Consider the following 25,855-nt stretch of genomic DNA (forward strand, 5'->3'; position numbering starts at 1 on the left):
CCTATTATATTTGATTTTTTCTATCCTTGGCAGCTGGGGTTGCTTTGCCGCAAGTAGTGCCGTCCACAGCTTTGCTTTCCCTTACCATGAGACATACCCTTACTATCGGCGTGTTGCTAACGGCGCTGGCGGCTTGCCAAGGCCCGCAGGCCGAACAGCCGGCGGCCGCCCCCGTAGTGGCCGAAACTACCGCCGCGCCAACTGCCCCGGTTCCTGCAGCACCTGACCCTACCCCCGCCGCTGATACCGCCCAGGCCCGCCAGTGGCTGATTACCAGCATTGAGGACAACTTCAAAGAAGAAAACGACGGAAAAAACATCGACCCGGATAACCCTCGCAGCATTTATACCCGCCAGTACATTGAGTACAAACTCGATGCTATCCAATTGGAATACGGGGGTGAGGAAGAAGACGCCGCCTTCCACAAGAAATGGGACACCCGCTACCAAACTCAGTACGTGGGTACGGGCAGCTTTCTGTTCTCGGGCCAGGACTACGGCACCGTTAAGGTAACGCGCTGTGCGCTAAAGACACGCACCAAGGACAACGGCCTGCTCTTCGCCGTCACCACCCGGGACCTGACCTACAAGGTGGACGGCAAAGGGGATATTAAGGTCATCAAGACGCCCGACGGGTATAAGATTGACGACGTGCTGGAGTATTAGGGGAAGTTTTGCTGCTTTACAGCATACTGAATATGCTTGCTGACTTAACCGCGCAGCTCCATACCAGTACACAGAGCCATGATTACACCACCATTCGCCACTAGTGGCTCAACCACCGGCCGCTGCGCCTGGGCCGAGCACAACGAGCTGCTCGGCGCCTTTCACGACCACGAGTGGGGCGAGCCGGTGGCTGAGGCCAGCATCCTGTTCGAGTACCTGGTGCTCCACACCTTTCAGCTGGGCTTCGATTTTCCGGTGGTGCTCAAGCGACGCGAGGGGTTTCGGGAGCTGCTGGCCAACTTCGAGCCCGAGCGGATTGCCCGTTTCACCGACGACGACCTGGCCGAGCTGCTGCTGAACCCGCGGATTTTGCGCAACCGACGCAAACTCGAAGCCACCGTGCAAAACGCTCGCGCCTGGCTGCGCCTGCAAGCCGAGGTGGGCGGCGAAGCCGGCTTGCTGCCGTTTTTCTACCAGTACGTAGGCGGCCGCCCCGTCGATAACCAACGCAGTGCCGCCAACCCCGCCCCGCTGACCACCCCGCAGAGTGAGGCCATGAGCAAGGACCTCAAGCGGCGCGGCTTCGTGATGACCGGCCCCATGACCTGCTACAACATCCTGCAAACCGCCGGCCTGGTCAACGACCACCTGCTCAGCTGCCCCCGCCACGCCGAGTGCAAGGCCCTGGCGGCGCAGCTGTAATACCCCTGAGCTAGAGCAGGTCGATAAAAAAGCAGGCTCCCTCCTGCTCCCGGCTTTCCAGCCAGATGCAGCCTCCGTGCAGCTCCACGATTTGCCGGGCAATGAACAAGCCCAGCCCCGTAGTCGTTTCGCCGTGCAGGCCGGCCCGCCGGGTGGGGTTGAACTTCTCAAACAGGCTGCCGTGCAGCTTGCTGGGAATCCCGATACCCGTATCCTTCACCCACAGCCGGGGTTTGCCCCGGTGCTCTTGCAGCCCCAGCGTAATAGTGCCCCCGGCCGGGGTAAACTTCAGGGCATTGCTGATCAGGTTGTCGAGCACCCGGCTGAACTTGGCCGGGTTGATTCGGGCGTGCAGAGGCCCGGCGGGCAGCTCCTGGCTTAGCTGCAGTCCTTTCTCTTTGGCGGCCAGCTCGTGCACTTCCAGGCGCGCGGTTAGAAAGGCGTTCAGGTCGGTGGCCTGCTTGTGCAGACCGTGCGCATCAAGGTCGCCCACGTAGAGGATATCTTGCAGCAGGGTATTGGCCTGGATACACGACTGCTGCACCAGGGTCAGGTAGTGGGCCATTTCGGGCAGCAGGGCGGCGCGGCCAACCAGCTCGCGCTGCAGCAAGTCGGCCAGCAGCTCGATGTGGGCAATGGGGCCTTTCAGGTCGTGGGTAGTGAGCTGCAGAATGGTTTCCTGGGCGTCGTAGAGGCGCTTGAGGTCAGCTTCCAGTTTTTTGCGCTCGGAAATATCTTCCAGAACAGTGTAGCCCAGCTCGGCGCCTTCGTCGGGAAACAGCACGGAGGTTACCTGGCACCAGAAGCTGGAGCCGTCGGCCCGCACCAGGCAGGTTTGCAGCGTAAAATTGGGTAAGCGGTGCTCCCACAACTTGGTTTGCAGCTCGTGCCAGTCGGGGCGGTGGTCGGGGTGGGCAAACTCGAGGATCTTATGCCCGATAAGCTCTTCCGTGGCGTATCCCAGCATGTCGGCCATGGCCTGATTCACCTGGCGGATGGTCAGATCCGGGGTAATAATTTTCTGTCCCAGCGGGGAGTTTTCGAACACAGTGCGGAAGCGCTCCTGGCTTTGGGCGTACTGCTCCTGCTGCACCCGGCGCCTGGCGGTGGCCTTTTTGCCCTGCCGCAGCAGGCGGATTTCCTCCCGTAGCACCTGGTTTTCCTGCTCCAGAGAGCTGGTATTAGCGGAAGAAGAACTGTCGTCGGAGGGCATGGCAGGTAGGCAAATCATAGTGTACGTACTTCCCCCACAACACAGGCATTTGCCCAGCGGGCGGCAACCCAGCGCACCGGCTCAGCTTTATATCCGAGGATTTCGTGCGTGTTTGGTGAAATACCGCGTAAGCCAAGCAATTACGACCCGGAACTTCCGGACCGCCGCGGCTACCGTCGCCCCTTCGCTAGTGCTTCTATGAAAAACTTCACTGTTGAACGCCTTTCCTTTACGACCCTGAGCGTGCTGCCCGGCTCCTGGACCAACCAGGATTATCTGGAGCTGCTGCGCCTGATGAGCTTTGAGGAAGCCGGCGAGATTGAGCCCGCCGAGCTGAAAGCCATGTGCCTGATGGCCCTCACCGACCTGGAGCCTACCGAAGCCGCGGCCCTGGTGCTGGGCTACCTGTTTGCCGACCAGCTCAGCAGCGGACAAATCGAGAACCTGGCCCACCAGATGCTGACGGAAAAGCTCTGGGAAGAAAATCCGCAGCTGCACCAGCACGAAGGCTTCTTCAAGGCCACCCAACTGCTGTACGAAGCCTACAACGGCAAATTTCCCCGGGCTGAAGCCGTACAGTTTCAGGTACAGCTCACCGCCGATCAACCCGACGACCTCACGCTATTGACTGCCGAGCCCGAAGCCCCGCTGCTGCGCCTGCTGGCCCCCGGCATGCCCGGCAATACTCTGCTCAAGCGCCTGTTCGGCGAGCAGCTGGCGGGCAACAGCTTCCCGGAGGCGGAGTTTATCATCTGGCAGCTGAAAACCATCCGGCAGGAAGCCTGCGTGCTGGTGCTGGAAGTGGTGGGCTCAGCCTACTGGCTCGACGATTTTAAATACGCCGATACCTACCAGGCCACCACGCAAGCCGATACCGTAGCCGAAGAAGCCCGCTAGGCTCCGGCCCCGCACAGCAACAGCCAACGCAAGGTCTGCCCCTACCCCGGCAGACCTTTTGTTTGGGCCCAAGGGTAAGATGAGTCCCGCGGCTTAGCTCACCGGCGTCGTTGGGGGCCTAATTTGGAAACATTCTCTTAACACACTCATCACATTTAGGTAACAGGTAATGCCGCACTTTGCGCCAGCATTACCTTTTTATGAAGAAACTGTTAACCAGCCTGTTGCTTTTTGCAGCCGGCCTTGCCCACGGCCAAGCTGCTGACTCAGTAATGAAGGCCCCACCGGCCTCTAAAAAGTGGTTTGAGAGCTTCGCCATTCGCGGCTACGTGCAGGCCCGCTACAACCGTCTGCTGGAAACCAACCCCAATTTGCAGTGCGAGCAGTGCGACCGATCCTGGGGCACCAATGGCGGCTTCTCGCTGCGGCGGGTGCGCCTGATCTTCTTCGGGCAGCTCAACGAGCGGATCTACTTTTACTTGCAGCCCGACTTTGCCAGCACCCTCAGCGGCAACTCGACCCTGAACGTGGGGCTGCTGCGCGACGCCTACATGGACCTGGGCCTGGACAAGGCGAGTCAGTTTCGGGTGCGGGTGGGCCAAAGCAAAGTGCCCTACGGCTTCGAAAACATGCAGTCGAGCCAGAACCGCCTGGCCCTGGACCGCAACGATGCGCTGAACAGCGCCCTATCCAATGAACGGGATTTGGGCGCTTTTTTTTATTGGGCCCCGACCAACATTCGGAAGCGCTTCAGCCAGCTGGTGAAGGATGGCCTGAAAGGCTCGGGCGACTACGGCGTACTGGGCCTGGGCGTGTATAACGGGCAAACGGCCAACCGCCCTGAGCTCAACGACCAGCGCCACGTGGTGGCCCGCGTGGCCTACCCTTTCGCACTGGGCAGCCAGCTGATGGAGCCTTCGGTGCAGGCCTACACGGGCCAGTACGTAGTAGCCAAAGACCAACTCTCGACCGGCGTGCAGCACCGCCCCGACCTGAGCTACCCCGACCAGCGCCTGGCGGCCACCTTCGTGCTCTACCCCCAGCCATTTGGGGTACAGGCCGAGTACAATGTGGGCCGCGGCCCGGAATTCAACCCCAGCACCGACAGCATCGAAACCCAGCGGCTGCACGGTGGCTACGTGCTGCTGAACATGCGCCTGCAGTACCAACAGCAGCAGTTTTATCCTTTTGTGCGGATGCAGTACTACGACGGGGGCAAGAAACACGAGCGGGATGCGCGCAGCTACACCGTGCGCGAAGCCGAGTTTGGGGTAGAATGGCAGCCCTTCAGCAGCTTCGAGCTGGTAACGATGTATACGCTGTCGTCGCGCCGCTTTGAGGACTTCCAACGGCCCGACAACCGGCAGCGGGGCGGCTTGCTGCGCCTGCAGGCCCAGCTTAATTTTTAGTCGGCATGCCAGGCGTTACCTCAGCAACTCCCCGCACTCCGAGCCTTTGGGGTAGCTCAACAGTAGATATTTAGGGCTTCGATTCGCCAACTATTCTTCTTTTGCCGCGTTATTTGCGGCACGTGTTTCCCTGCTTGGTTGCGGAAACACCTATTGGAAGAGCGTAGTTATGATTCATTCGTTGCGGCGGGGAGACGGTAGCATTTACCTTACACTTGAGTACCAGCCCGCTGATAACTGGGTTCATGCCCATTGGTACGGCCGTCAAACCTTGAGTACGGTAATGGATGGCGGCCTGACCCACCTCGACATGCTACGCCAGCAGCCCTGCCCCAAGCTGCTCAACGACCACCGCGACTTAGTGGGCACCTTCAGTGAGGCCAACGCCTGGATTCAGGAGGTCTGGACGCCCCTGATTATCAGTGCCGGGCTGCACTCTATTGGCCAGGTAGTGTCGCCGGATATCTTCGGGCAGCTCTCCATTGAAGACCTGCAGCACCGCATCAGCGACCAGCTGGATATTTACCTCTTCGACAGCCTGCCCACGGCCCAGTCCTGGCTGCGGGCTCAGTAGGAGTGGGTGAACAGCCGCAGTAGTTGCTTTTTCCCGCCCGGCCGCCTTACTTGGCCTACTCAGTGGATGCGTTGTAACCGGAATGCTCAAAAGATACAAGCTCGTGTGGATGGGGCTGCTGGCCATTGGCTACGCCCTGGTACAGTTGTGGGTGCTGTTCAACTTTTCTGATTCGGTTTTGTCCCGCCTTCGTCGGCTTGAGCCCTTGTCGGCCGCGGCCGTGCGCCGGCTGCCCGTCGGCAGCGACGTGCTGGTAGAAGGCCGTATTAGCCAGACAATGCCCCAGCGCTACAGCACGTTGGTAGCCTATGTGCGCAGCAGCGAGCTACGCTATTCGGAAAAAGAGCCGGGCGTGTGGGTGGAAGACGACCGGGTAGTACCCGCCCTGCTGCTGGAAACCGCCGATGGCACCGTGGCCGTTGAGCCGGGCTATGCCCTGGAAAAAACCGCCCGGCAGAAGCAAACCAAACGCGCTAATTACAACGGCTTCGAGCGGGGCAGTGAGGTATTCGTGGTGGGCACCCTGAGCCGGGCCGGCACCATTAAGGCCGAAACGCTGTATGGCGGGCAGCGCGGGGCCTACCTGTTCAGCAAAACCGGCGAAAAGTGGGTTGGCTACGGCAGCTTGGCTTTCCTCATCCTGCTGGGCCTCGTCCTGATTGCCGTGGAGGTAATGCTGGGCCGCAACCGCCGCTAGTTCGCGGCCGCGCCGGTTGCCCTTGCCCGTTTGGCCCTACCTTCGCCCGTATGAGCGGTGAAACCAACCTTGCGCAACTGCTGCGCACCCTGCGGCCGGTGCGGCAGCCGGGCACTTACGTCTTTTGTTCCCTGCCCTCCCTGGCCGGCGTCGACCTGAGCGAGTGTATTGGGATGTTTCGCGAAGCCGAGGGCCCAACGGTCATCCTGCCCCAGGCTACGGCCGACCGGCTGCAGCTGCCCTACTCCTACCGGGCCGCCTGGCTTACCCTGACGGTGCATTCCTCGCTCGAAGCCGTGGGCCTCACCGCTGCTTTTGCCCAGGCCCTGGCTCGCGCCCAGATCAGCTGCAACGTGGTAGCGGCCTACTACCACGACCATATTTTCGTGGCCGCTACCGACGCCGACCGGGCCTTGCAGGTGCTACAGGAACTGGCCGCCCAGGAATAGAACTGTAGCGCCACCAGTCACTTTACACGGTGGGCGGATTGCGCGGGCCCAGCGGAGCCCCGCCGGCCAGCTGCGACACCATGTCATCGAGAATGTCTTTGCCGTAGCCGATGCGGTTGGCGTATTCCATGCACAGGCCGTACTCCCGGGGGTCAATTTGTCCGTCCTGCAGCATCATTTGCACCAGCGTCTGCAGCTCCAGGGTGCGTTGCAGGCCTTCGGAAGGCACGATAAAGCTCAGTATGTCCAGATTGTCGGCAATGGGCTGCACCTCTTCCGGCTTCAACCCCAGCCGGTTGCCAATCTGGAGCAGCAACTGGCTTTCCTGCTCGTCCAATTCGCCATCGGCGGCGGCTATAAGAACCAGGTTTTGAAAAAAGGATAATTTCTTCTGGGGCGTGTTTAGCACATCTTCCAGGGAATGTTGCTCTTGCATGGGGGAAAGTAAAAGAGTGAAAACAGTAGCCTTTGCCTGGTGCTACTAGCTGAAGCTACCGGCAACGGCTTGGCTAAGCAGCCGGTGGCCGGACGGCCGTATGGGCGGCCGAGTGATGATGAAACGGGCAGGCGCTGGTTTGCACCGCCGTAGGAGCCAGCTGCCCGGTAACCCGCACGTTGCGCATCACGAAGCCGCTGGCCGGGAGTGTGGGCATTCGGGTGAGGCTGTAGCGCAGGTCCTGGGCTGGCACGTCGTAGCGCAGGCCGGTATTGAGAAAGGTAACGGCCTGCTTGAGTACTTCAATGGTAATCCACTCCCCGGCGCAACGGTGGCCATTTTCGTAGTGCCCGCCCCCCTGCGGAATAAAGTCGAAGGGACTGATGGGGCGGTTGCGGAACCGGTCGGGCCAGAAGAGGTTGGGGTTGTGCCACAGGCGCGGGTCGTGGTTGGTACCGTACACATCGAGCAGTACCAGGGTACCTTTCGCAAACTGGCAGCCGCGCCATGTAAAGTCTTCCCGCACCCGGGCCCCCAGAAAGGGCGCAAACGGAAAGTCGCGCCGCACTTCCTGCACGAAGAACTCGGTATAGTCTTCGTGAGTGGCGCGCAGCAGGCCGCGGTAAGCCGGGTATTCGTGCAAGGCCACCGCCGCAAAGGTGATATAGGTAGCAATGGCCACAATCGGCCGCAGCACATTCATCAGCTCAACGGCAGCCATGCGGGCATCCAGCTGCTGCCCGTCGGCGTCGCGCAGGTAGGCCATAACGTCGGCGGCGCTGCCTTTAACTACCGGCAGCTTGCCCTTACGGATTTTCTTGATGATGCCCTCAATCCAGTTTTCGGTCCGGGTTCGGGCCCGTTTGCCGCGCCAGTGCCGAGGCCCCACGCCACCAAAACCATCGACCATGGCCCCAAAGTCGCGGGCCCGCCGCCGGGCTTGCTTGTCTTTGAGCGGCACGCCGGCCCAGGCGCAAGCGGCCCGGCACAGCACTTCCTGGGCTTCCTCAAACAGCACCACTTCCGGCTGCTGCTCCCACTGTGCGGCGGCGGCTTGCCACTCGTCGGCCAGCAGCTGCAACAGCTGCCGGCGGCTCTGGTCCGTCATCAGCGACATAAACGCGTCTTTGCGGCAGCGGTGCATGGCCCCATCCTTGGTCTGCACGGCATCCAGGCCCATGAGCGTTGTCTGGATGCGGCGGGGCACGGCGCCTTCCCGAACAAAGCGGGCCGGGTCGTAGAACAACTGCGCTGCTTCCGGACCGTGCAGGCAGATGGTTTTCATACCCAGTAAGCGAATCTGGAAAATATCAGAATGCAGACGGCGGGTACGGTTCCAAAGGAATGGAAACCCTTCGCGCACCACATCAAGGGTGCTGTCCAGACTAGAGTCACGGGGTATTGTTTGCATAGCAGTTGTGGATAGGAAAAGGCAGTAGGAACAGAAGCAGCTGACATGCGACATGCACGCCCACTACAGTTGAGCATGGCCCTAATAGGACGGTAGGGGCCTTTTTTCATACGTCCATTCGCCCTCCAGGATACGCCTGACATAGGAATCAGGTGTTAGCGTGGAGCTTGGCACCCGGTCTTGAGACTTTGGCGGCAGGGCTTCGGCAGCCGCGTCTTATCTTGCGCCCATGCTTCGTTCCTTCACCACTTTGGCTGCCCCCAACCCCCAGATTGACCCGCTGTTAGCTTTCGTGCGCGACATTGGCCTGGAGGTGCGCGAAGAAGAGTTGACAGGCCGCGCGACCTTTTTGCCCGGCCTGCTCATCGACCGGGGCGTACTGGTGGTCGACCGGCTGCTGCTGCTTTACCCCGGCGACATTCTGCACGAGGCCGGCCACATTGCTGTGACGCCCGCCGCCGAGCGCCACCTGTTGCAAGCCAACGTGACGGAAAATACTCCTGAGAAAGAAGGTGATGAATTGGCCGTACTGGGATGGTCCTATGCCGCCTCCCTAGCCCTGGGCCTGCCGCCCGAAGTTGTGTTTCATCCGGCCGGCTACCGTAATCAGAGCGACTGGCTGATTGAGAACTTTCGCTCGGGTCAGAATATTGGCTTGCCCTTGCTGGTATGGATGGGCCTGACGACTACTGCTGGGTTTCCGCGCATGGAGCGGTGGCTACGGGAGTAGCGCTGCTACCTGTTGGTCATGAAAAAGCCCGCCGCAATGTTCTTGTGGCGGGCTTTTGTATAAGTGTATTTTAAAGAATAAGTGTTTACAGCACAAGCTTACTACCGCTGGTAGAGAAACCCGACTTCATTGATTTTCGGGAAGTCCTGGCAGTAAACAATGTCTAGGGTGTCGCCTGGAGCGTGAGAATAGTTATTCTCCGGTCTGTAGGCTGTTTGGTAAGTTGTTCCCTCCACAGTGAAGGTGCAGTAAAACTGCCAATAAGGTTTTCCTTTTCTGGGTCTGACCTGCTCCCGCTGCCTAACGATGCCTTTAGTCCACACACCCTGTTCGTGTAAAGCCTGCTGTTCTCTATGCTCCATAAGCAGACCAAAGGTTGGGCCAACAAGCAGCGGGGTTGCGTACGCTACTATAGATGCCCACTTTCCACCCACCACAAATGCTTGGATGGTGAGATATACCAGGACAGGCACTAGGCCAAAAATTAAGCTAAGCAAGAATACGTCATGACCAAACCATTCTCCATACAGAACCTTTCGTGGCATGAAGTACACAAAAATCAAGCTTCCTACGAGCCCAATCAACCAGTACCGAGACGGAATCCAAGTACTGGTTGCGTGAGTGACTGTAGAAGATTTCTTTCCTAGCTTCCGACGTCGTGTCGTGCGACTTTTGGGCATTGTTATGAAGCAACAGGAAGGCCAGTTACTTCACTAACTCGTCTTGCAACACGGCAACGGCCTCGCGCAATGTCAGATCCTTGCGCAGCGGCTGCACGAAACGGGCGGTTCGGCCGCTGGCTAGGCTGTCGGCTGGGGTAGCCGCCGAGGCCAGCAGCGGCGCTACTTCCAGGGTAGGCGCGGCCTGCTGGGTTTGCTTGAATTTCTCAGCGGCCTCGTGGGCCAGCTGCTGCTCGGCGCGGTACTTCGTCAGGTTCAACGACACTTGGGTGTCTTTCTGGCGCTTTACCATGCCCTGCACCGCATCGGTGAGCAAGCCAAACGCAGAGTTGGCGGCAATCCGCTGGCGGCTGGCCGCAGCCAGCTTCTCTACGGCCGGGGCGGCGGCCCAGGTCTGGTAGGTAGCGGGGGCAATTTCGTCCCAGGGCAGTGGGTAGTCCGTATCCTGCTCACCGTCGGCCAGGGCACTGTAGGCGTCGGGCACCTGAATGTCCGGGGTTACGCCTTTAAACTGGGTGGAAGAGCCACTGACCCGGTAGTACTTCTGAATCGTCATCTTCAGCGAGCCAAACGGCTTGAGGCTGGCCAGCTGCGGATTCATAATATCGTCCAGCTCGAACACACGCTGCACCGTACCCTTGCCGTAGGTGGTGTTGCCCACAATTACCCCGCGCTTGTAGTCCTGAATAGCGCCGGCCAGAATTTCGGAGGCCGAAGCGCTGTACTTATTGACCAGCACGGCCAGCGGACCGTCGTACTGCACCTGCGGGTCGGGGTCGCCGACGAGCTGGGCCGCACCTTGCCGGCCTTTTACCTGCACCATTGGGCCACTGGCCACAAACAGGCCCGCCATTTCGGCCGCGTCCTGCAGGGAGCCCCCGCCATTGAAGCGCAGATCGAGCACTACGCCGTCCACGTTTTCGCGCTTCAGCTTTGCCAGCTCCGCCTTCACGTCGTCGGCCGAGTTGCGGCCACCGTTGTGATTGAAGTCGGCGTAGAAGCTGGGCAGCAGGATGTAGCCGATTTTCTTACCGCCTTCGTTGATAACGGCCGACTGGGCGTAGGTTTCCTCGAGCACCACGATGTCGCGGATGATGGAAATAACCTTGGTGCTGGCGTCGGGCTTTTTCACCGTCAGGCGTACCTCGGTGCCTTTCTTGCCCCGAATCATCTGCACTACCTTGTCGTAGCGCATGCCTTCCACCGCCACCGGTTCGGCGGCGCCCTGGGCCACGCGCAGAATAATGTCGCCGGCTTTTAGCTCGCCCTGCCGGTAGGAAGCCGAGCCGGGCACGATGCTGGCCACGAACACCTGCCCGTCCTTCTCCCCTAGCTGGGCCCCGGTGCCTTCGAGGCGGCCGGTGAGGGCCAGGTCAAAGTTGGTTTTGTCTTTGGGCGCAAAATACTCCGAGTGCGGGTCGAAGGTATTAGCAATGGTATTGGCAAACTCGGCCAGGCGGTCGGCCTCATCGGTTTGGCGCAGGTCGCTGAACGACTCGTCGTAGTACTTGAGCACCTGCTTGCGGGCGTCGGCTTCGAGCTGAGCGGGTGTGCGCACCGGGGGCGAGATGCTGGCATCCGAGGGCTTGGCCTTGGCCGCCGCCAGCGACTTGGTCTGTTTCCGGTTTTGCTCGTCCATCAGCTCCGATACCCGCATCATGGTTTGGTACTTGAGCAGGCGGCGCCACCGCTCCTTGCGGGCAGCGGCATCGGTTGGGTAATTCAGCTTGTCGGCGTCGGTTTCCAGGGTTTCGTTGGCCGTAAACTCGAACGGCTGCTGCAGCAGCTCCCGGTACAGGCTCTGCACTTCCTGCACCCGCTGGTTGATAAGCTTGGTGCTCAAGTCCAGAAAGCCGTGCTTGCCCTGCTTGAGCTCGTTGTCGATGCTGGTTTCGAACTGCTGTAGCTGCTTGATATCCGGCTGCAGTAAGAATCGTTTGCTGCCGTCGAGGTGCTTGAGGTAAAGCGAAAATACCCGGCGCGAGAAATCGTCATTGAGCTGTTCGGGTTGCACGTGGGCCACGCCCAGGCCTTGCGTAACGGTAGCCAGCAGCACTTCTTTTTTCTGCGGCGGCAGATCATCTACAGGTTGCTGCGACAATACCCCGCTGGGCAATAAAACAAACAGGCCCGGCAGCAGGGCTGAGAAACCTAGAGAAGAGCGAAATGATGCCATGTGCTATGGACAAAAAAGATATAACAACGTAGAGGATGGCCGGTTCTCAGCCCAAGATGCGTGGTAGGTGCCCTGGCTCTGCTCCAACTCGTGGTGCCGAAACAGCAGACAGTAAGACACTAAACTGCCAGGCTAGTTGCACAACGATGCCGGGGAGGCCAGTAGTTCAGCCCCGCCCGGCCGGGGCCGCACAATTCTGCATCTTTGTGCCAATAACGCGTTTTTAGCCAATTGATCGGCTACAGACCATTCGCTTAACCATGACAACATCTCTTTACCGGGGCGACGGGTCAGTATACCTTACCGTGGAGCGCAATCAGCAGGAAAACTGGATTCATGCCCGCTGGCAGGGTCGCCAGACCATGGGCACTATCATGGACGGGGGCCTCACCTACGTGGACATGCTGCGCGCCGCGCCCTGCCCCAAGCTGCTCAACGACCACCGCGACCTGGTCGGCACGTTTACGGAAGCCAACGACTGGATTCAGCAGGTCTGGACCCCGCTGATTATCAGTGCCGGGCTCCGTTACTTCGCCCAGGTCCTGTCGCCCGACGTGTTTGGTCAGCTTTCCATTGAAGACCTGCAACACCGCATCGGCGACCTGCTGCACATTCAGCTCTTCGCCAGCCTCACCGAGGCCCAGACGTGGTTACGCGCCCAACCATAAAACCCAGACCGACTAGAGAAATGTAGCTGCCAACCAGCTCATCTAGGCAGCCCCAGCAACCATGCACCTATTCATTTATTCGGCGCTTAGCCCGGCCGCCCGCCACGCGTTAATGCAGCAGCTTCCGGCCGGGGTCATGCCAGTTTTTCGCACCGATCTGGCTCCCGAGCAGCAGCTAGCGGCCTTTCAGCGGGCAGAAGTGGTCCTGGGCAATGTGCCGCCAGCCTGGTTTACCAGTTCCTCCCCGCTGCCGCTGCGCTTCTGGCAAATCGACTCGGCCGGTTTTGAGCGGTACCGGGGGCTGCACCTGCCGTTTCCGGTGGCCAACATGGGCGACTTTTTTGCCTGGCCCTGCGCCGAAACCATGGTAGCGGGCCTGTTGGCTTTGTACCGGCAGATTCCCCAGCTGGCCGTGCTCCAGCAACAACGCCGCTGGGTAGGTGCCCCGCTGCGGGCCCAAACCGGGCTGCTGCGCCACAAGCGGGTCGTGATTCTGGGCGCCGGAGCCATCGGCCAGGCCGTGCGCGAGCAGCTCAGCGGCTTTCGGTGCACAGTGCAGCTGCTGGCCCGCACCGATCCGCAGGCCCAGCTCCACTCCGCCGCCGAGCTGCTGGCCGTGCTGCCCGAAACCGACATCGTTGTCAACTGCCTGCCGGGCAGCGCCGAAAACTTCTTTTCGGCGGAGCTGGTAGCGGCTATGGCACCCGGCAGCATCTACGCCAGCGTAGGCCGGGGCAATACCACCGACGAGCCCGCCCTCCTAGCCGCCTTGCAAGCCGGCCGCCTCGGGGGCGCAGTGCTCGATGTAACGGCGCAGGAGCCTTTGCCCGCCGACAACCCGCTCTGGACGTTACCCAACGTGCTGCTCACCCAGCACACCGGCGGCGGCCAGCCCCGGGAAGACGAAGGCAAAGTGGAAATGCTGCTGCACAACCTGGAGCTGCTGCGCCGCGGCGAGCCGCTGGAGAATCTGGTGGAGCTGGGGCGCGGGTATTAGCCAATAGAACTATGTCTCCCCTGCCCAGCGCTGCCTTTATGCAGCAATACTTTCCAGGCTTTTTCTTGAGCAGCGGCCTGTTCTACTGGTGGCCCACCGAAATTCGGTTTGACTGAGGTTGGCTTATGCCTAATTGCCAGGCGCAATTGCATCAAAAAAGCCCGACCAACTGGCCGGGCTTTTTGCGTTAGCACTGAAACGTAATTACGAATTCAGCTTGGTAATCGTCTCCACGATATCCTCCGAAATACCCGTGCTGCTGAAGCCGCCGTCGTGCATCAGGTTCTGCATGGTCACGTAGCGGGTCAGATCCGAGAACAGCGAGATGCAGTAGTCGGCGCAGGCTTCAGCCGGGGCGTTGCCCAGCGGCGACATCTTGTCGGCGTAGTCGTAGAAAGCGTCGAAGCCGCCCACGCCGGTGCCGGCCGTAGTTTTGGTCGGCGACTGGCTGATGGTGTTTACGCGCACTCTCTTCTGCTTGCCGAGGCGGTAGCCGTAGTTGCGGGCAATGCTTTCGAGCACGGCCTTGGCCTGCGACATATCGGTGTAGTCGGGGAATACGCGCTGGGCGGCAATGTAGGACAAGGCTACTACCGAACCCCACTCATTCAGGGCGTCCTGCTTTTCAGCTACGGCCATCATTTTGTGAAACGACAGGGCTGATACATCCAGGGTTTTGAGGAACCACTCGTAGTTCAGCTCACCGTAGTGCTTGCCCTTGCGGATGTTGGTGCTCATGCCAATGCTGTGCAGCACAAAGTCAAGCTTGCCGCCGAGGTGCTCCTGGGCACCGGTGAAGAGCTTTTCCAGGTCCTCCATCGAGGTAGCGTCGGCCGGAATAATGGGCGCCTCGCACTGCTCCGAGAGCTTATTGATTTCGCCCATGCGCATGGCCAGCGGGGCGTTGGTCAGCACAAACCGGGCCCCTTCAGCGTGGGCTTTCAAGGCAACTTTCCAGGCAATGGATTTTTCGTCGAGGGCGCCGGAGATAATACCGACTTTGCCGGCAAGCAGATTATTGGACATGAGGTTGTGTTTTGCAGGGGAATGGTGGGCAAAAATAGCTTTTCAAACGGTTCCATCACGCACCCGCGCTTTTCCCGGGTTTGCAAACGGCTAAGACGCACACAAAAAAGGCCCCGCATGGTGCAGGGCCTCTTCTGATTCGGACGGTTCCGGATTAGGCAGCCACGATTTCGCCCCGCATAGCCAGCAGCTCGCGGGCACTCTGGAAGGCATTTTCGCTGGGCTTAGCCCCGGCTATCATGTGGGCAATTTCCCGCACCCGTTCTTCGGTCGTCAGCTGGCGGATGCGGCTTACGGTGCGGTCGGCGCGGTCCTCTTTATAGACGAAGTAGTGCGCGTCGCCGGCGGCGGCCATCTGGGGCAGGTGAGAAATAGCCACGAGCTGGTGCTTTTTGGCCATCTGCTGCATCATACGGCCCACTTTCACCGCAATTTCGCCCGAAATACCCGTATCAATTTCGTCGAAGACGATGGTCGGCAGCGCGGTTTTGTCGGCCAGCATATACTTAATGCACAGCATCAGGCGGGAGAATTCGCCCCCCGAGGCAGCCTTGCTCAGCGTCTGGGGCTGGGCACCCTTGTTGGCCGTAAACAGAATGCTGATAATATCGATGCCGCTGGCCGCCGGCTGCCCGGTGCTGTGCTGCACCACGATGCGCGAGTGGGGCATGCCCAGCTCGGCCAGCAACCCGGCCAGTTCCTTCTCAAACTTAGGAAAGCCCTTTTTACGGCTCTCCGAAAGCTTGCTGCCCTGCCGCGTCACGGTGGCCAGGGCCCCTTCCGTGTCTTTGCGCAGGCGGGAGAGTTCCTTGTCCAGGTTTAGCACCGAACCCACTTTCTGGCGCAGGTCGTCGCGCACGGCAATCAGCTCGGGCACGTCGCGCACCTGGTGCTTGCGCTGCAGGTTGTAGAGTACGTTGAGGCGGCTCTGCAGCTCGTCGATACGGGCCGGGTCGCCCTCGGTGCGCCGCTCGGTGGCTTCCACTTCATCGGCAATATCGTGAAGCTCGATCAGGCAGCTGTCGAGGCGCTCTTTGAGTACTTTGAACGAGTCGGCATAACCCGAAATCTGACCGAGCAGCGTGGCGGCTTCCTTCATGCTCCCGGCGGCGCAGTACTCACTCTCGCTCAGGCTGTGCAAGGCCTGGGTGAGCTTGTACTTGATTTCCTCGGCGTGCTCCAGCTGCTTTATTTCCTGTTCCAGGGACTCCTGATCCTCATCATCGAGGCGGGCCTCCTCCAGCTCGCTCAGCAGAAAACTATGGTAGTCCAGCTCTTTGTTGGCCTGGGCAATCTGGTCCTCCACCATTTTCAGGTCGGCTTCCAGCTTGCGGTACTGCCGGTAAGCGTTGCTGTAATGAGCCCGGGTGGGCACCAGGCCCGCATAAAGGTCCAGCAGATTCAGCTGAAATACGGCGTCGCCGAGCAGCAGCGTATCGTGCTGGGAGTGAATGTCCATCAGGTTAGCCCCGATGTTGCGCAGCGTGTCCAGGGTTACGGGCGTGTCGTTCACAAAGGCCCGCGACTTGCCCGAGGGGCTGATTTCGCGACGCAGAATACACTGGGCGTCGTAGTCCAGATCTTCGGAGTCGAAAATATCCTGGAGCTGATAGTTCGAAATATCGAACTGGCCTTCGATAACACACTTGCGCTGCGTGTCGAAGAGCATCTTGGAATCGGCCCGGTTGCCGAGCAGCAAGCCAATAGCGCCCAGCATGATGGACTTACCAGCCCCGGTTTCGCCGGTAATAATATTGAGCAATGCGGAAGGCCGCAGCTCCAGTTGCTCAATCAGAGCGTAGTTCTGTATGCGAAGATCAACCAGCACGGTTTTGCAATTAGTTGGCGGGGATAGAAAGCAGGCCGGATTTGCCTTGGTGCCCAACTACTCCATCGGCCTTCTCTAGAAAGACGGAAAGCTAGCTCGTAGCACCAAAACTTCTTGCAGCCTGGTTCCAACTAATAAAATTAGTTGATTTTCACGATACAACCACCTTACGCCAACTACTTTAGCAACTCACAGCTCTATATTCGCACCCGCTAATACTACGGCTGGCGCAGAATTGTCTGGTAACGGGCCGAGTTGGTGGGGTCTACTTCCGTGAGCATATTGACCACCTGCTGCTTCTGCTGCTGGTCCTGGGCCGTGCGGAAAATATTGGAAATTTCATCCGACTTCGTGTCGAAGAAGGCCCGGGCCAGCAGGGTGCCGGGCCGGCGAATGGCGGCCTGCTGCACGCCCTGCAACGCCGTAAACAGGCTGGTACGGGCTTCTTCTGGCTTCTGAATAAAAATGTCCAGCCCCTGCCGGTAATAGGCGTAAATACCGGTCCGGAAGGCCTCCAGCTGCGGGTCCTGCAGGTTATTGAGGAGCCAGTAGCGGTTGCGCGACTCGGCATCCTGCCAGGCCGGATCGGCCTCATTGGTCACGGTCTGGTTGGCGGCGTTATTCAGAATGTTGCGGGCCCGGTCGTAGTAAGGCGAGCCGCCCAGCCGGGAAAAGCTGTCCTGGTCCATGCCGATAATGATGTAGGCGTAGAAGCTCAACAAGGACGAGAGGTTGGAAACAAACGTGTTTTCCGAGTAGTCAATCGGGTTCTGGGGCGAATAGTTGAACACCCAGCGCTTATCGGCAAACGACAGCAAGTTGGTTTCGTAGCTGGTGCCGTACACGGGCCGGGTCGACACAATCCGGGCCGTGGCCTCGTAGGTACCGGTCTGGGGCACGTTGGTAATACCCACAAAGATGCGGCACCGGATCCGCTCCTCGGGCCGGTAGGTCTGGTTGGTGAAGGCCCGCGTGTTCAAAAACGCCTGCATGTCGTTCTTCATCTGCTGCACCAGTTGCCGGTCGGCAATGTTGACGTTTTCGGCCGTAATCTGCACATCGGCCAATATTTCCTGGGCCTGCCCGGGGCGGGTCAGCAGGGTCAGCACAAACAGCAGCGGAATCAGAACTTTACGCATGGCGGAGGGAAAGGCGGGCAAGAACGGTGCGGACGATATCGTGGGCCACGGCGGCTTTGGGCTTCAACTCAAAGATAGTCATTTGGCCCGCCGCGTCCAGCAGCATCACTTTGTTGGTATCGTGGCGGAAGCCGGCCCCGGGGTCACGCAGGGAGTTGAGCACAATCAGGTCGAAGTTCTTGCGCTGCAGCTTGCCCCGGGCGTGGGCTTCCTCGTCGTTGGTTTCTAACGCAAAACCCACGGAAAATTGTTCAGCCCGCTTGGTTTGGCCGAGCGTAGCCGCAATGTCCACGTTCTTGACCAACTCCAGGGTCAGCGTGTCGCCCTCCTTTTTGATCTTGTTTTCGGCTACGGTGCGCGGCCGGTAATCGGCCACGGCGGCGGCAAAAACCCACACGTCGGCCTCGGGCGCGGCAGCGGCGGCGGCGGCAAACATCTCGGCCGCAGTTTGGACCCGCGTAGTATGAATCAGCGGGCTGCTGGGGTTGGACAGGCTGGTGGGGCCACTAATGAGCGTTACATGCGCGCCGGTTGCAGCAAATGCTTCGGCCAGGGCATAGCCCATCTTGCCCGTGCTATGGTTGCCAATAAATCGAACCGGGTCAATCGGCTCGTAGGTGGGGCCGGCCGTAAGTAAGACGCGCATTGCTTGACTTGCTTGCATGCCAACGCCTCGTGCCGTAGCGAGGCATGAGGCGTTGGGTTTTTATTCACTAAAGAACTGCTCCAATCGGGCCACAATATCCTCGGGTTCCAGCATGCGCCCCGGGCCCGACAAGCCACTGGCCAGCTCCCCGACCGGCGACTCGAGCACGTGGTTGCCGAAGCTGCGCAGGCGCTCGAAGTTGTGGGTCACGGCCGGATGCACGTACATGTCCAGGTCCATGGCGGGAGCCAAAAACACCGGGCAACGCGCCGACAGATAAACGGCCGCCAGCAGGTTGGGGCAGTGCCCGTTGGCTAGCTGGGCTACCGTGTTGGCACTGGCCGGGGCAATGACCAAGGCATCGGCCCAGAGCCCCAGCTCGACGTGGTTGTGCCACTCGCCGGCGGCCTCGTCGCGCAGAAAACCCGTCAGCACGGGCTTTTTAGACAAGGTGCCCAGGGTTAAAGGTGTGACAAAGGCCGAGGCCGAGGCCGTCAGAATGACTTGCACCTCAGCCCCGGCCTTGATCAGCAGCCGCACCAGCATGGCGGATTTGTAGGCAGCAATGCTGCCACACACGCCCAGAATGATTTTGCGGCCTTGTAGCGGCATCGCGCGGCTACTTATTCAGTAGGACGAACTACTGGCAGCGCCTCTTCTTCGAGCGTACGGAACGTCACTTTGCCTTCCAGAAACTCCTCAATGGCGAGGTTGGTCGGCTTGGGCAGACGCTCATAGTGCTTGGAAATCTCGATTTGCTCCCGGTTTTCGAATACTTCTTCCAGGTTGTCGACCGTGGTAGCAAACTCGGCCAGCTTGCCGTTGAGCTCCTCTTTCAGCTTCACCGAAATCTGGTTGGCGCGCTTCGAGATGATGGCAATCGACTCGTACACGTTGCCGGTTTCGTGGGTGAAGTCCGACATGTTGCGGGTCACGATGGAAGCAGAGACGTTGTTCGGAGTTTTCATATGATGAAGGGTCTTAAGTACTACTTAAAAAATGAGCCGAGGCCATTCGAGCGGTCAACTTCCGCCCAAAATACGACATCAGCTCGTTACAATTTACTTGGCAGCCGTATCGGCGGGCTTCAGCTTGGCCATTTCGTCGCGCGAAGCGGTGTACATGGATTCGGCAGCTTTCAGGTTCCGGCTCTGCGGATAGTTGTCGATGAAGGCCTGGTAAAAAGACAATACGTCCAGGTACCGCTCCCGCTGCTTTTCCGGCACGCTTTCCTTGGCCAGGTCGTACTGGGCGCTTAGCTTCAGGAAAGCCGCATCCTCGTTGAAAGCCGAAGCTGGGTACTGCTGCTGAAAGGAGCTGAACGCCGTAACGGCCGCCTGGTAGTAGCGCACGTTGTAGTAGAGCTTGGCGCTCTGGAAAGCCTTGTTTTCCAACTTTTTCTGCAACTCCTGCGACATATTTTCCGCCTCGGGCCGGAACTGGCTCGACGGATAGCGGTTCAGAAAGTCCTGGATGGATTCGAGGGCCGAATACGTGTTGGTCTGGTCCAGCTCAAACTCCGGAGAGTCGCGAAACAGCGACTTGGCATTCAAAAAAGTAGCTTCCTCGGCGTACTGCGAGTTGGGATACGTGTCGGCAAACGACTTGAAGTAGTAGGCACTGAGCACGTAGTTGCGCTGCCGGTAGTTGGTGTTGGCGAAGTAGAACTGGGCTTTTTCCGCTTCGGGACGACCTTTCAGCAGCGGAATCAGATCCTCGAGCAGCGTACCAGCCTTAAAAAAGTCGCCTTTGTCGTAGTACTGCACCGCGGCCTCGTACTTCTTGTTGACGTCGCTGCTCTTGAGCAGCTTTTGGTAGCCGGAGCACGAGCCAAGCAGCAACGTACTCACTAACAGAACAAAGAAGGCGGGGCGAAAAGACAGCATAAGGGGGGCAAAGGTAACGGATTACAAGGCCGAATCAAAGGTGAAGGCCGGTGGCCTACTTAGCGGCCCGGGTCAGGGGCGCTTTCGGCTTCGGAGCCGGAGTGGCCGGCTTGGGCAAAGTGGCTTTCGGCGCGGCAGTCTTCGGCTTGGTTGCGGGTTTCGACTTGGCTTTGACGGCCGTTTTAGGTTTGACTTTCGCCTTGGGCTTGGCTTTGGCTTTCACGGGCAGGGCAAAGTGCTTGCCTAACACCAGCCGACGCGTGGGGCGTTCCGTGGCGCGCCAGGTAAAGCCCTTGAGCTTCTGGTCTTCCGGCTTCAGCTCGTGGGGCGGAATAAAGCTGGCGTCGGGGTTGGTCAGGAACGTAATGGTTTGGAGCTTGTTGTCGGCAAAGCGCAGGGCCATGTTGGCACTCACGGCTTTGTTAAGGCCCGTGGTAGCCGTATCTCCCTCAAGAGCATAGTAGAGGCTCTCGGCGTTGCCAAGCACATCCACTTTTTTTATTTTGTTGTCGACGAAGTAGGCCACCATGTTGCGCCCCTTCACCTGATTGTAGTTCAGAATCGTGTCCTGCCCGATGATAAACGAGTTGGCATACAGGCGCATCTGGTCAATTTTCTTGTTGCGCTGCCGAATTTCCATACTGTCGGCCGTCAGCTGGTTTTTATCCGACCACAGCACCGGGCGCTTGTTGAGGTAGATAATCGAGTCCTGCCGGTCGTAGGTCAGCGAGTCGCAGCGGCCCTGCAGGTCGGTGCGGAAGATTTTTACCCTGGGGTAGGCATACAGCACGCCCGCCGCGTTTTGGGGCGGGCGGCCCTCCACGCTTACCAACGTATCGGCGGCCAGGTACAAGGTGTCGTTGTCGGTGATGTTGCGCATTACCGGGCTGCTGCCGTAGACCTTGGCCCGGCCCTGGGCCCGCCAGTACTTGCCCACGTCGCCGCGCAGCACCAGGTTGTCTTTCTTCGAAATCATCGACACGTGGCCGGTAGCCACGCCGTACTGCCGGGCCTCGTCGTACACCAGCTTGTCGCCGCCGAGCAGGTAGTTCGGGGTTTCAATCTTGGCGTTGCGCTGGAAGTTAGAAACCTTAGTAATGGTATTGTAGGTGCCGTTTTCGGCGTACAGGTTGCCCTGCTTACCCGTGATGCGCGTAGGGCCGAAGAAGTAGGCAATTTTCGACACCGTATTATACTGCAGCGTATCGGTGTCGATGTTGTTTTCTTTGGTCACCAGCTTCACGTTGCGCTTGAAGCTGAACACCTTCGACACCGTATTGTAGTACCCAAACTGGCTGTCCAGGGTATTTTCGGGGTCGACGAGGTGGCCGCCGGTGCTGTAGTACGCCAGGTTTTTGTTCAGGTCGTAGTCGAGCAGCGTGGTGGTCAGGGTCATGCGGGGGTCGCGCATCACCACGTTGCCCGTCATGCGGGCCTTGCGGGTGTCGCCGTCGTAGGTGGCCCGGTCGCCGGTAATGGTAACCGTGTCGTTCTGGATGATGCGCACGTTGCTGAAGGCCTCCAGGGCGTTTTTCTCCAGATACTGGTAGGCCGAGTCGCAGTAAAGCAAGGTGGTGCCCTGCTTAAAGCTCACGTTGCCAATGAGCTTACGAATCTCCACGCCGTTGAAGGTGCCCCCAATCAGCTTCTCGGTACCGGGCAGCAGCTCGATGCGCTGGCCTTTGGGGGGTGCGGGTGGGGCCGCCGGCCGGGGGCGTTGCTGAGCCCAGCTGAGCAGGGGCAGCGCGGCGAGAAAAACCAGAAAAACAAACTTTACAAAACGCATTTCGGGGCAAAGGTACGGAAGGCCCGCTGGTAACGCCCATCTTTGCAGCGTAGTGCCCAATGTTGCCTTCCCGAATCAGTTTTTATATGCTTGAGCGTGTTCGTCAGTTTATTGCAGAGCAGGAGCTTTTCGCCCCCACTACCGATTACCTGCTGGTAGCCGTCAGCGGCGGCATGGACTCGGTAGTGCTGGCCGATGTGCTGCACCGCCTTGAAGTTAAGTTTGCCATTGCTCACTGCCACTTCGGCCTGCGCGGCGAGGAAGCCGATGCCGACGAGGAATTTGTGCGCAAGCTGGCTAAAAAGTACGAAGTGCCCTATTTCGCCGAGTTCTTCCAAACCAAGGAGTTTGCGGCCCAGGAAGGAATTTCCACCCAAATGGCCGCCCGCACCCTGCGCTACGCCTGGTTTGAGCGGATTCGCCAGACCCAGCAGCTCGACTATATTGCCACGGCCCACCACCAGCGCGACGCGGCCGAAACCATGCTGCTCAACCTGACCCACGGCACCGGCCTGGCCGGCCTGCACGGCATTAAGGCCAAAAATGGCCGCATCATCCGGCCTCTACTGGGTATGGGCAAGGAAGATCTGTACGACTACCTGGTGGAAAACCGGCTGATCTGGCGCGAAGACGCCTCCAACGACAGCACCCTCTACCAGCGCAACCGTCTCCGCCACGACGTGCTGCCGGTGCTGCGCGACATCAACCCCAACCTCGACCAGACCCTGCAGATTACGGCCGAGCGGGTGGGCGGGGCCGAGGAAATTCTGCGCCGCTACGTAGAGGACACCCAGACCCAGGTCCGCCGCGACGAAGCCGAGGTGGTGTACCTGAACATCCCGACGCTGCAGCGCACGGCCGCCACTACCTTGGTCCTGCACGAACTGCTCAAACCCTTCGGGTTCTCCTACCTGGTCGTAAAGGACATTGTGGCCGCCTTCCAGGGCGAGTCGGGCCGGCGGTTTGAGTCGCCGACGCACCTGCTGGTCAAGGACCGGGAGCAGCTGGTCATCAAGCCCCGCAGCCTGACCAAATTCGGCACCTATCAGTTGCAGGCCGGGCAGACCGAGCTTAAGGCCGAGGGCCTCAACCTGCGCGCCGAGCTGAGCGAAGCCTCGGACCAGGAGATTCCGCGCAGCAAACAGGTGGCTACCATGGACGCCGATAAGCTGAGCTTTCCACTCACGGTGCGGCGCTGGCAGGAGGGCGACTGGTTTATGCCCATCGGTATGAAGGGCAAGAAGAAGCTTTCGGACTTCCTGATTGACCAGAAAGTGCCGCTCAACCTCAAGGACGACGTGCGCGTGCTCGTCACGGCCGACCAGAAGATTGCCTGGGTTATCGGCTTCCGTCCCGATGACCGGTTCAAAATCACCGAAGACACCCAGCGCGTACTGACGGTGCGACGCATGTAATTTCCGACTGGTATCGTTCCCGTAACTTGTTCTAGGCCACTACGGGTTTTCGCTTACTTTTACGGCTGCGAATAAAATTCTCAACCCAACCCTCACCCAATGAAAGTTACCGTAGTTGGGGCTGGCAACGTGGGCGCTACTTGCGCCGACGTATTAGCCACCCGCGAAATCGCCAACGAAGTTGTTCTGGTTGACATTAAGGAAGGTTTTGCGGAAGGCAAAGCCCTGGATATCTGGCAAAAGGCTCCCGTTATCGGTTACGACACCCGCACGGTAGGCGTCACCAACGACTACAGCCGTACGGCTGACTCCGACGTGGTAGTAATTACCTCGGGCCTACCCCGCAAGCCCGGCATGAGCCGCGACGACCTGATTTCGACCAACGCTGGCATCGTCAAATCGGTAACCGAGCAGGTAGTAAAATACTCGCCCAACGCCATTATCATCGTGGTGTCGAACCCGCTGGACGTGATGACCTACCAGGCCCACCTCACTTCGGGTCTGCCCCGCGAGAAGGTGTTTGGCATGGCGGGTATCCTGGATACGGCCCGCTACCGCGCCTTCCTAGCCGAAGCCCTCAACGTTAGCCCCAAAGATATTCAGGCAGTGCTGATGGGTGGCCACGGCGACACGATGGTGCCCCTGCCCCGCTACACCACCGTGGGCGGCATCCCGGTAACCGAGCTGATCGGCAAAGCTGAACTGGACGCCATTGTGCAGCGCACCGCCGTGGGTGGTGGTGAACTGGTAAAGCTGATGGGTACGTCGGCCTGGTATGCTCCTGGCGCCGCCGCCGCCCAGATGGTCGAGGCCATCGTGCGCGACCAGCGCCGCGTGTTCCCCGTGTGCATCGAACTGCAGGGCGAATACGGCATCAACGGCGTATACCTGGGAGCTCCGGTTATCCTGGGTAAGAACGGTATCGAGAAGGTGATTGAGCTCCAGCTCAATGACGACGAGAAGGCCTTGCTGGAAACTTCGCGTGGCCACGTGAAAGAAGTCATGGATGCGCTGGACAACATGAGCAAGGCCAGCGCCTAGCTTTCCGGAAATTGACCCAATAGAAGCGGCCGTTCTGCAGAAGCAGGACGGCCGCTTTTTTATATTCGCTGCTCCACCTGCTTCGGAATAGCACATGACAGCCGCCAGCCTTGCTCAAGCCCTCGACAGCCTAGCCGACCCCAAACGGGCAATACTATTGCAGCGCTTTTTTAAAACCGGCCCGGGCCAGTACGGCGAAGGAGACCAGTTTCTGGGCCTCCCCCTACCCCAGCAGCGGCAGCTGGCCCGCCAGTTTCGGCACTTGCCCATGAACGAGACAGAAACGCTGCTGGCCAGCCCCTGGCACGAGCATCGCCAAACGGCCCTCATCATCTGGACGCTGCAATTCGCCAAGGCCGGCCCGGCGCAGCAGCAGCTTATTCACGAGGGCTATCTGCGCAACCGCAGCCGGGTCAACAACTGGAACCTGGTAGATATTACCTGCCCGCTGCTGGTAGGCACGCATCTGCTGGATAAGGACCGAGCCCTGCTCTACGAGCTGGCCGTCGAGCCCAACCTGTGGAGCCAGCGCATGAGCTTAGTTTCCACCCTGGCCTTTATTCGCAAAGGGCAGTTTCAGGACACGTTTGCCCTGGCCGAGCAGCTTCTCTCCCACCCCCACGACCTGATTCATAAAGCCATGGGCTGGATGCTGCGGGAAGTGGGCAAGCGCAACGAGGACGCTCTAGAAGAATTTCTGATCGACCACCACGGGCAGCTACCCCGCACGGCTTTGCGCTATGCCATTGAACGGCTGCCGCCCGCGCGGCGACAGTTTCATCTGCAGGCATAATGCCCCTGGTTGGGTGTAGCCGCTACCAGGTTTCTAACCGCTTGGGCACCATCGTTTCTTCCAGCGACTTAATCAATGCTTTGGCTTGCTCGTCGAGGTAGGCTGCGCGGTCTTCAGCGTAGCCCGGCTTCATAGAGCCTAGGTATTCGACGGCCAGCGTGTAAGGCCCCTGAAGAGTCTTGCCGCTGACATCCAGGGTGCTATAGGTCCACTGGATGTGGTCAATTTGGTATTTGAACTTGCCGTCTTTCACCTGCACGGTGCAGTCGTAGGCGTAGCTATTGGGGTCCTTAAACAACCCGACGGGCGGTTGCTGCAACAGTCCGTGGGCTACCAGCGTGCCCGTTTCTCTGTTACGGGTCTGGCTCGTGTCGGGGCTGCCGGTTATGTTGCGGGCCATCCACTGCTTGGCGCGCTCAAACAAGACACTCTGGGCAATACCATCGGCGGGCACTATGCCGCTGTAGACCACTTTGTAGTCTACCTGGGGCAGGCGGCTATAGCCGTGAGGCTTCGGGCTTTTTTGCGCGGCGGCCGAGCTGCTGATGCTAAGTGCAAGCAAGGCTATGTAACATGACTTCATAGCTGCTA

Annotated in this window: 26 protein-coding genes; 13 read left to right on the forward strand and 13 right to left on the reverse strand. The window is 59.5% G+C overall.

From position 1 onward, the window contains the following. The first annotated feature begins 86 nt into the window (after positions 1 to 86). Entirely contained in the window at positions 87 to 665 is a 579-nt protein-coding gene (locus E5K02_RS10610) for a hypothetical protein (protein ID WP_135394694.1), read from the forward strand. A 78-nt stretch (positions 666 to 743) separates the two neighbouring features. After that, the gene (locus E5K02_RS10615) at positions 744 to 1,367 is read left to right on the forward strand and encodes a DNA-3-methyladenine glycosylase I (protein ID WP_135394695.1); all 624 of its coding nucleotides are present in this window, start codon (positions 744 to 746) and stop codon (positions 1,365 to 1,367) included. Positions 1,368 to 1,377: 10 nt separating this feature from the next. On the opposite strand, the gene E5K02_RS10620 is transcribed toward E5K02_RS10615, so the two are convergent. Beyond that, complete coding sequence (locus E5K02_RS10620) at positions 1,378 to 2,598, reverse strand: PAS domain-containing sensor histidine kinase (protein WP_135394696.1); 1,221 nt, start codon at positions 2,596 to 2,598, stop codon at positions 1,378 to 1,380. Positions 2,599 to 2,778: 180 nt separating this feature from the next. On the opposite strand from E5K02_RS10620, the gene E5K02_RS10625 reads away from it, so the two are divergent. From E5K02_RS10625 to E5K02_RS10645, 5 genes are all read left to right on the forward strand, one after another. Next, on the forward strand, positions 2,779 to 3,477 hold the full coding sequence (locus E5K02_RS10625) for a hypothetical protein (RefSeq protein WP_135394697.1): 699 nt from the start codon (positions 2,779 to 2,781) through the stop codon (positions 3,475 to 3,477). 200 nt (positions 3,478 to 3,677) lie between these two features. Beyond that, positions 3,678 to 4,886 (forward strand): porin, encoded by a 1,209-nt coding sequence (locus E5K02_RS10630; protein WP_135394698.1) that lies wholly within the window; start codon positions 3,678 to 3,680, stop codon positions 4,884 to 4,886. A 271-nt stretch (positions 4,887 to 5,157) separates the two neighbouring features. Continuing rightward, positions 5,158 to 5,460 (forward strand): hypothetical protein, encoded by a 303-nt coding sequence (locus E5K02_RS10635; protein ID WP_135394699.1) that lies wholly within the window; start codon positions 5,158 to 5,160, stop codon positions 5,458 to 5,460. An 82-nt stretch (positions 5,461 to 5,542) separates the two neighbouring features. After that, positions 5,543 to 6,157 (forward strand): hypothetical protein, encoded by a 615-nt coding sequence (locus tag E5K02_RS10640; RefSeq protein ID WP_135394700.1) that lies wholly within the window; start codon positions 5,543 to 5,545, stop codon positions 6,155 to 6,157. Between the two features lie 50 nt (positions 6,158 to 6,207). Next, the gene (locus E5K02_RS10645) at positions 6,208 to 6,606 is read left to right on the forward strand and encodes an ACT domain-containing protein (protein WP_135394701.1); all 399 of its coding nucleotides are present in this window, start codon (positions 6,208 to 6,210) and stop codon (positions 6,604 to 6,606) included. Between the two features lie 22 nt (positions 6,607 to 6,628). On the opposite strand, the gene E5K02_RS10650 is transcribed toward E5K02_RS10645, so the two are convergent. After that, on the reverse strand, positions 6,629 to 7,042 hold the full coding sequence (locus tag E5K02_RS10650) for a tellurite resistance TerB family protein (protein WP_135394702.1): 414 nt from the start codon (positions 7,040 to 7,042) through the stop codon (positions 6,629 to 6,631). Between the two features lie 73 nt (positions 7,043 to 7,115). Continuing rightward, positions 7,116 to 8,453: a cytochrome P450 gene (locus tag E5K02_RS10655; RefSeq protein ID WP_135394703.1), complete on the reverse strand. Its 1,338-nt coding sequence runs from the start codon at positions 8,451 to 8,453 to the stop codon at positions 7,116 to 7,118. Between the two features lie 229 nt (positions 8,454 to 8,682). Between E5K02_RS10655 and E5K02_RS10660 the strand changes: the two genes are divergently transcribed. Further along, entirely contained in the window at positions 8,683 to 9,183 is a 501-nt protein-coding gene (locus E5K02_RS10660) for a hypothetical protein (RefSeq protein ID WP_135394704.1), read from the forward strand. A gap of 705 nt (positions 9,184 to 9,888) precedes the next feature. Here E5K02_RS10660 and E5K02_RS10665 read toward each other — a convergent pair. Further along, complete coding sequence (locus E5K02_RS10665; protein WP_135394705.1) at positions 9,889 to 12,039, reverse strand: carboxy terminal-processing peptidase; 2,151 nt, start codon at positions 12,037 to 12,039, stop codon at positions 9,889 to 9,891. 260 nt (positions 12,040 to 12,299) lie between these two features. Between E5K02_RS10665 and E5K02_RS10670 the strand changes: the two genes are divergently transcribed. Together E5K02_RS10670 and E5K02_RS10675 are read left to right on the forward strand one after the other, a co-directional pair. After that, positions 12,300 to 12,707 carry a hypothetical protein gene (locus tag E5K02_RS10670; protein WP_135394706.1) on the forward strand — a complete coding sequence of 136 codons (408 nt, stop codon included), beginning with the start codon at positions 12,300 to 12,302 and terminating at the stop codon, positions 12,705 to 12,707. 61 nt (positions 12,708 to 12,768) lie between these two features. Next, on the forward strand, positions 12,769 to 13,704 hold the full coding sequence (locus E5K02_RS10675) for a D-2-hydroxyacid dehydrogenase (protein WP_135394707.1): 936 nt from the start codon (positions 12,769 to 12,771) through the stop codon (positions 13,702 to 13,704). 204 nt (positions 13,705 to 13,908) lie between these two features. On the opposite strand, the gene E5K02_RS10680 is transcribed toward E5K02_RS10675, so the two are convergent. From E5K02_RS10680 to E5K02_RS10710, 8 genes are all read right to left on the reverse strand, one after another. Further along, complete coding sequence (locus E5K02_RS10680; protein ID WP_135394708.1) at positions 13,909 to 14,730, reverse strand: enoyl-ACP reductase FabI; 822 nt, start codon at positions 14,728 to 14,730, stop codon at positions 13,909 to 13,911. Between the two features lie 154 nt (positions 14,731 to 14,884). Further along, positions 14,885 to 16,558, reverse strand: coding sequence for a DNA repair protein RecN (recN, locus tag E5K02_RS10685; RefSeq protein ID WP_135394709.1), 1,674 nt, complete (start codon positions 16,556 to 16,558; stop codon positions 14,885 to 14,887). A gap of 218 nt (positions 16,559 to 16,776) precedes the next feature. Then, a complete protein-coding gene (gene porD, locus E5K02_RS10690) occupies positions 16,777 to 17,697 on the reverse strand; it encodes a type IX secretion system protein PorD (protein WP_135394710.1) in 921 nt (306 codons plus the stop codon). Then, positions 17,690 to 18,343: a phosphopantothenoylcysteine decarboxylase gene (locus tag E5K02_RS26155; RefSeq protein WP_317128907.1), complete on the reverse strand. Its 654-nt coding sequence runs from the start codon at positions 18,341 to 18,343 to the stop codon at positions 17,690 to 17,692. The genes porD and E5K02_RS26155 overlap by 8 nt, the downstream gene beginning before the upstream one ends. A 60-nt stretch (positions 18,344 to 18,403) precedes the next feature. Then, the gene (locus E5K02_RS26160; protein WP_317128908.1) at positions 18,404 to 18,955 is read right to left on the reverse strand and encodes a flavoprotein; all 552 of its coding nucleotides are present in this window, start codon (positions 18,953 to 18,955) and stop codon (positions 18,404 to 18,406) included. Positions 18,956 to 18,966: 11 nt separating this feature from the next. After that, the gene (locus E5K02_RS10700) at positions 18,967 to 19,311 is read right to left on the reverse strand and encodes a DNA-directed RNA polymerase subunit omega (RefSeq protein WP_135394711.1); all 345 of its coding nucleotides are present in this window, start codon (positions 19,309 to 19,311) and stop codon (positions 18,967 to 18,969) included. Between the two features lie 93 nt (positions 19,312 to 19,404). Then, positions 19,405 to 20,229 (reverse strand): outer membrane protein assembly factor BamD, encoded by an 825-nt coding sequence (locus tag E5K02_RS10705; protein WP_135394712.1) that lies wholly within the window; start codon positions 20,227 to 20,229, stop codon positions 19,405 to 19,407. Positions 20,230 to 20,284: 55 nt separating this feature from the next. Next, positions 20,285 to 22,015: an OstA-like protein gene (locus E5K02_RS10710; protein WP_135394713.1), complete on the reverse strand. Its 1,731-nt coding sequence runs from the start codon at positions 22,013 to 22,015 to the stop codon at positions 20,285 to 20,287. An 86-nt stretch (positions 22,016 to 22,101) separates the two neighbouring features. Between E5K02_RS10710 and tilS the strand changes: the two genes are divergently transcribed. The 3 genes from tilS to E5K02_RS10725 all read left to right on the forward strand — a co-directional run bounded on the left by tilS (position 22,102) and on the right by E5K02_RS10725 (position 25,264). Next, positions 22,102 to 23,430 (forward strand): tRNA lysidine(34) synthetase TilS, encoded by a 1,329-nt coding sequence (tilS, locus tag E5K02_RS10715; RefSeq protein ID WP_135394714.1) that lies wholly within the window; start codon positions 22,102 to 22,104, stop codon positions 23,428 to 23,430. 99 nt (positions 23,431 to 23,529) lie between these two features. Further along, positions 23,530 to 24,471 carry a malate dehydrogenase gene (gene mdh / locus E5K02_RS10720; protein ID WP_135394715.1) on the forward strand — a complete coding sequence of 314 codons (942 nt, stop codon included), beginning with the start codon at positions 23,530 to 23,532 and terminating at the stop codon, positions 24,469 to 24,471. A 94-nt stretch (positions 24,472 to 24,565) separates the two neighbouring features. Continuing rightward, positions 24,566 to 25,264 (forward strand): DNA alkylation repair protein, encoded by a 699-nt coding sequence (locus E5K02_RS10725; RefSeq protein WP_135394716.1) that lies wholly within the window; start codon positions 24,566 to 24,568, stop codon positions 25,262 to 25,264. A gap of 22 nt (positions 25,265 to 25,286) precedes the next feature. On the opposite strand, the gene E5K02_RS10730 is transcribed toward E5K02_RS10725, so the two are convergent. Next, complete coding sequence (locus E5K02_RS10730) at positions 25,287 to 25,847, reverse strand: DUF4468 domain-containing protein (RefSeq protein ID WP_135394717.1); 561 nt, start codon at positions 25,845 to 25,847, stop codon at positions 25,287 to 25,289. Between the last annotated feature and the right edge of the window lie 8 nt (positions 25,848 to 25,855).

This window comes from Hymenobacter metallicola (assembly GCF_004745645.1).
GTDB classification, from domain to species: Bacteria; Bacteroidota; Bacteroidia; order Cytophagales; family Hymenobacteraceae; genus Hymenobacter; species Hymenobacter metallicola.

Excerpts from the sequence above, each read along its gene's own strand:
- E5K02_RS10610 (WP_135394694.1), top strand. The coding sequence starts at position 87 with ATGAGACATACCCTTACTATCGGCGTGTTGCTAACGGCGCTGGCGGCT.
- E5K02_RS10615 (WP_135394695.1), top strand. The coding sequence starts at position 744 with ATGATTACACCACCATTCGCCACTAGTGGCTCAACCACCGGCCGCTGC.
- E5K02_RS10620 (WP_135394696.1), bottom strand. The coding sequence starts at position 2,598 with ATGATTTGCCTACCTGCCATGCCCTCCGACGACAGTTCTTCTTCCGCT.
- E5K02_RS10625 (WP_135394697.1), top strand. The coding sequence starts at position 2,779 with ATGAAAAACTTCACTGTTGAACGCCTTTCCTTTACGACCCTGAGCGTG.
- E5K02_RS10630 (WP_135394698.1), top strand. The coding sequence starts at position 3,678 with ATGAAGAAACTGTTAACCAGCCTGTTGCTTTTTGCAGCCGGCCTTGCC.
- E5K02_RS10640 (WP_135394700.1), top strand. The coding sequence starts at position 5,543 with ATGCTCAAAAGATACAAGCTCGTGTGGATGGGGCTGCTGGCCATTGGC.
- E5K02_RS10645 (WP_135394701.1), top strand. The coding sequence starts at position 6,208 with ATGAGCGGTGAAACCAACCTTGCGCAACTGCTGCGCACCCTGCGGCCG.
- E5K02_RS10650 (WP_135394702.1), bottom strand. The coding sequence starts at position 7,042 with ATGCAAGAGCAACATTCCCTGGAAGATGTGCTAAACACGCCCCAGAAG.
- E5K02_RS10655 (WP_135394703.1), bottom strand. The coding sequence starts at position 8,453 with ATGCAAACAATACCCCGTGACTCTAGTCTGGACAGCACCCTTGATGTG.
- E5K02_RS10660 (WP_135394704.1), top strand. The coding sequence starts at position 8,683 with ATGCTTCGTTCCTTCACCACTTTGGCTGCCCCCAACCCCCAGATTGAC.
- E5K02_RS10665 (WP_135394705.1), bottom strand. The coding sequence starts at position 12,039 with ATGGCATCATTTCGCTCTTCTCTAGGTTTCTCAGCCCTGCTGCCGGGC.
- E5K02_RS10670 (WP_135394706.1), top strand. The coding sequence starts at position 12,300 with ATGACAACATCTCTTTACCGGGGCGACGGGTCAGTATACCTTACCGTG.
- E5K02_RS10675 (WP_135394707.1), top strand. The coding sequence starts at position 12,769 with ATGCACCTATTCATTTATTCGGCGCTTAGCCCGGCCGCCCGCCACGCG.
- E5K02_RS10680 (WP_135394708.1), bottom strand. The coding sequence starts at position 14,730 with ATGTCCAATAATCTGCTTGCCGGCAAAGTCGGTATTATCTCCGGCGCC.
- porD (WP_135394710.1), bottom strand. The coding sequence starts at position 17,697 with ATGCGTAAAGTTCTGATTCCGCTGCTGTTTGTGCTGACCCTGCTGACC.
- E5K02_RS26155 (WP_317128907.1), bottom strand. The coding sequence starts at position 18,343 with ATGCGCGTCTTACTTACGGCCGGCCCCACCTACGAGCCGATTGACCCG.
- E5K02_RS26160 (WP_317128908.1), bottom strand. The coding sequence starts at position 18,955 with ATGCCGCTACAAGGCCGCAAAATCATTCTGGGCGTGTGTGGCAGCATT.
- E5K02_RS10700 (WP_135394711.1), bottom strand. The coding sequence starts at position 19,311 with ATGAAAACTCCGAACAACGTCTCTGCTTCCATCGTGACCCGCAACATG.
- E5K02_RS10705 (WP_135394712.1), bottom strand. The coding sequence starts at position 20,229 with ATGCTGTCTTTTCGCCCCGCCTTCTTTGTTCTGTTAGTGAGTACGTTG.
- E5K02_RS10710 (WP_135394713.1), bottom strand. The coding sequence starts at position 22,015 with ATGCGTTTTGTAAAGTTTGTTTTTCTGGTTTTTCTCGCCGCGCTGCCC.
- tilS (WP_135394714.1), top strand. The coding sequence starts at position 22,102 with ATGCTTGAGCGTGTTCGTCAGTTTATTGCAGAGCAGGAGCTTTTCGCC.
- mdh (WP_135394715.1), top strand. The coding sequence starts at position 23,530 with ATGAAAGTTACCGTAGTTGGGGCTGGCAACGTGGGCGCTACTTGCGCC.
- E5K02_RS10725 (WP_135394716.1), top strand. The coding sequence starts at position 24,566 with ATGACAGCCGCCAGCCTTGCTCAAGCCCTCGACAGCCTAGCCGACCCC.
- E5K02_RS10730 (WP_135394717.1), bottom strand. The coding sequence starts at position 25,847 with ATGAAGTCATGTTACATAGCCTTGCTTGCACTTAGCATCAGCAGCTCG.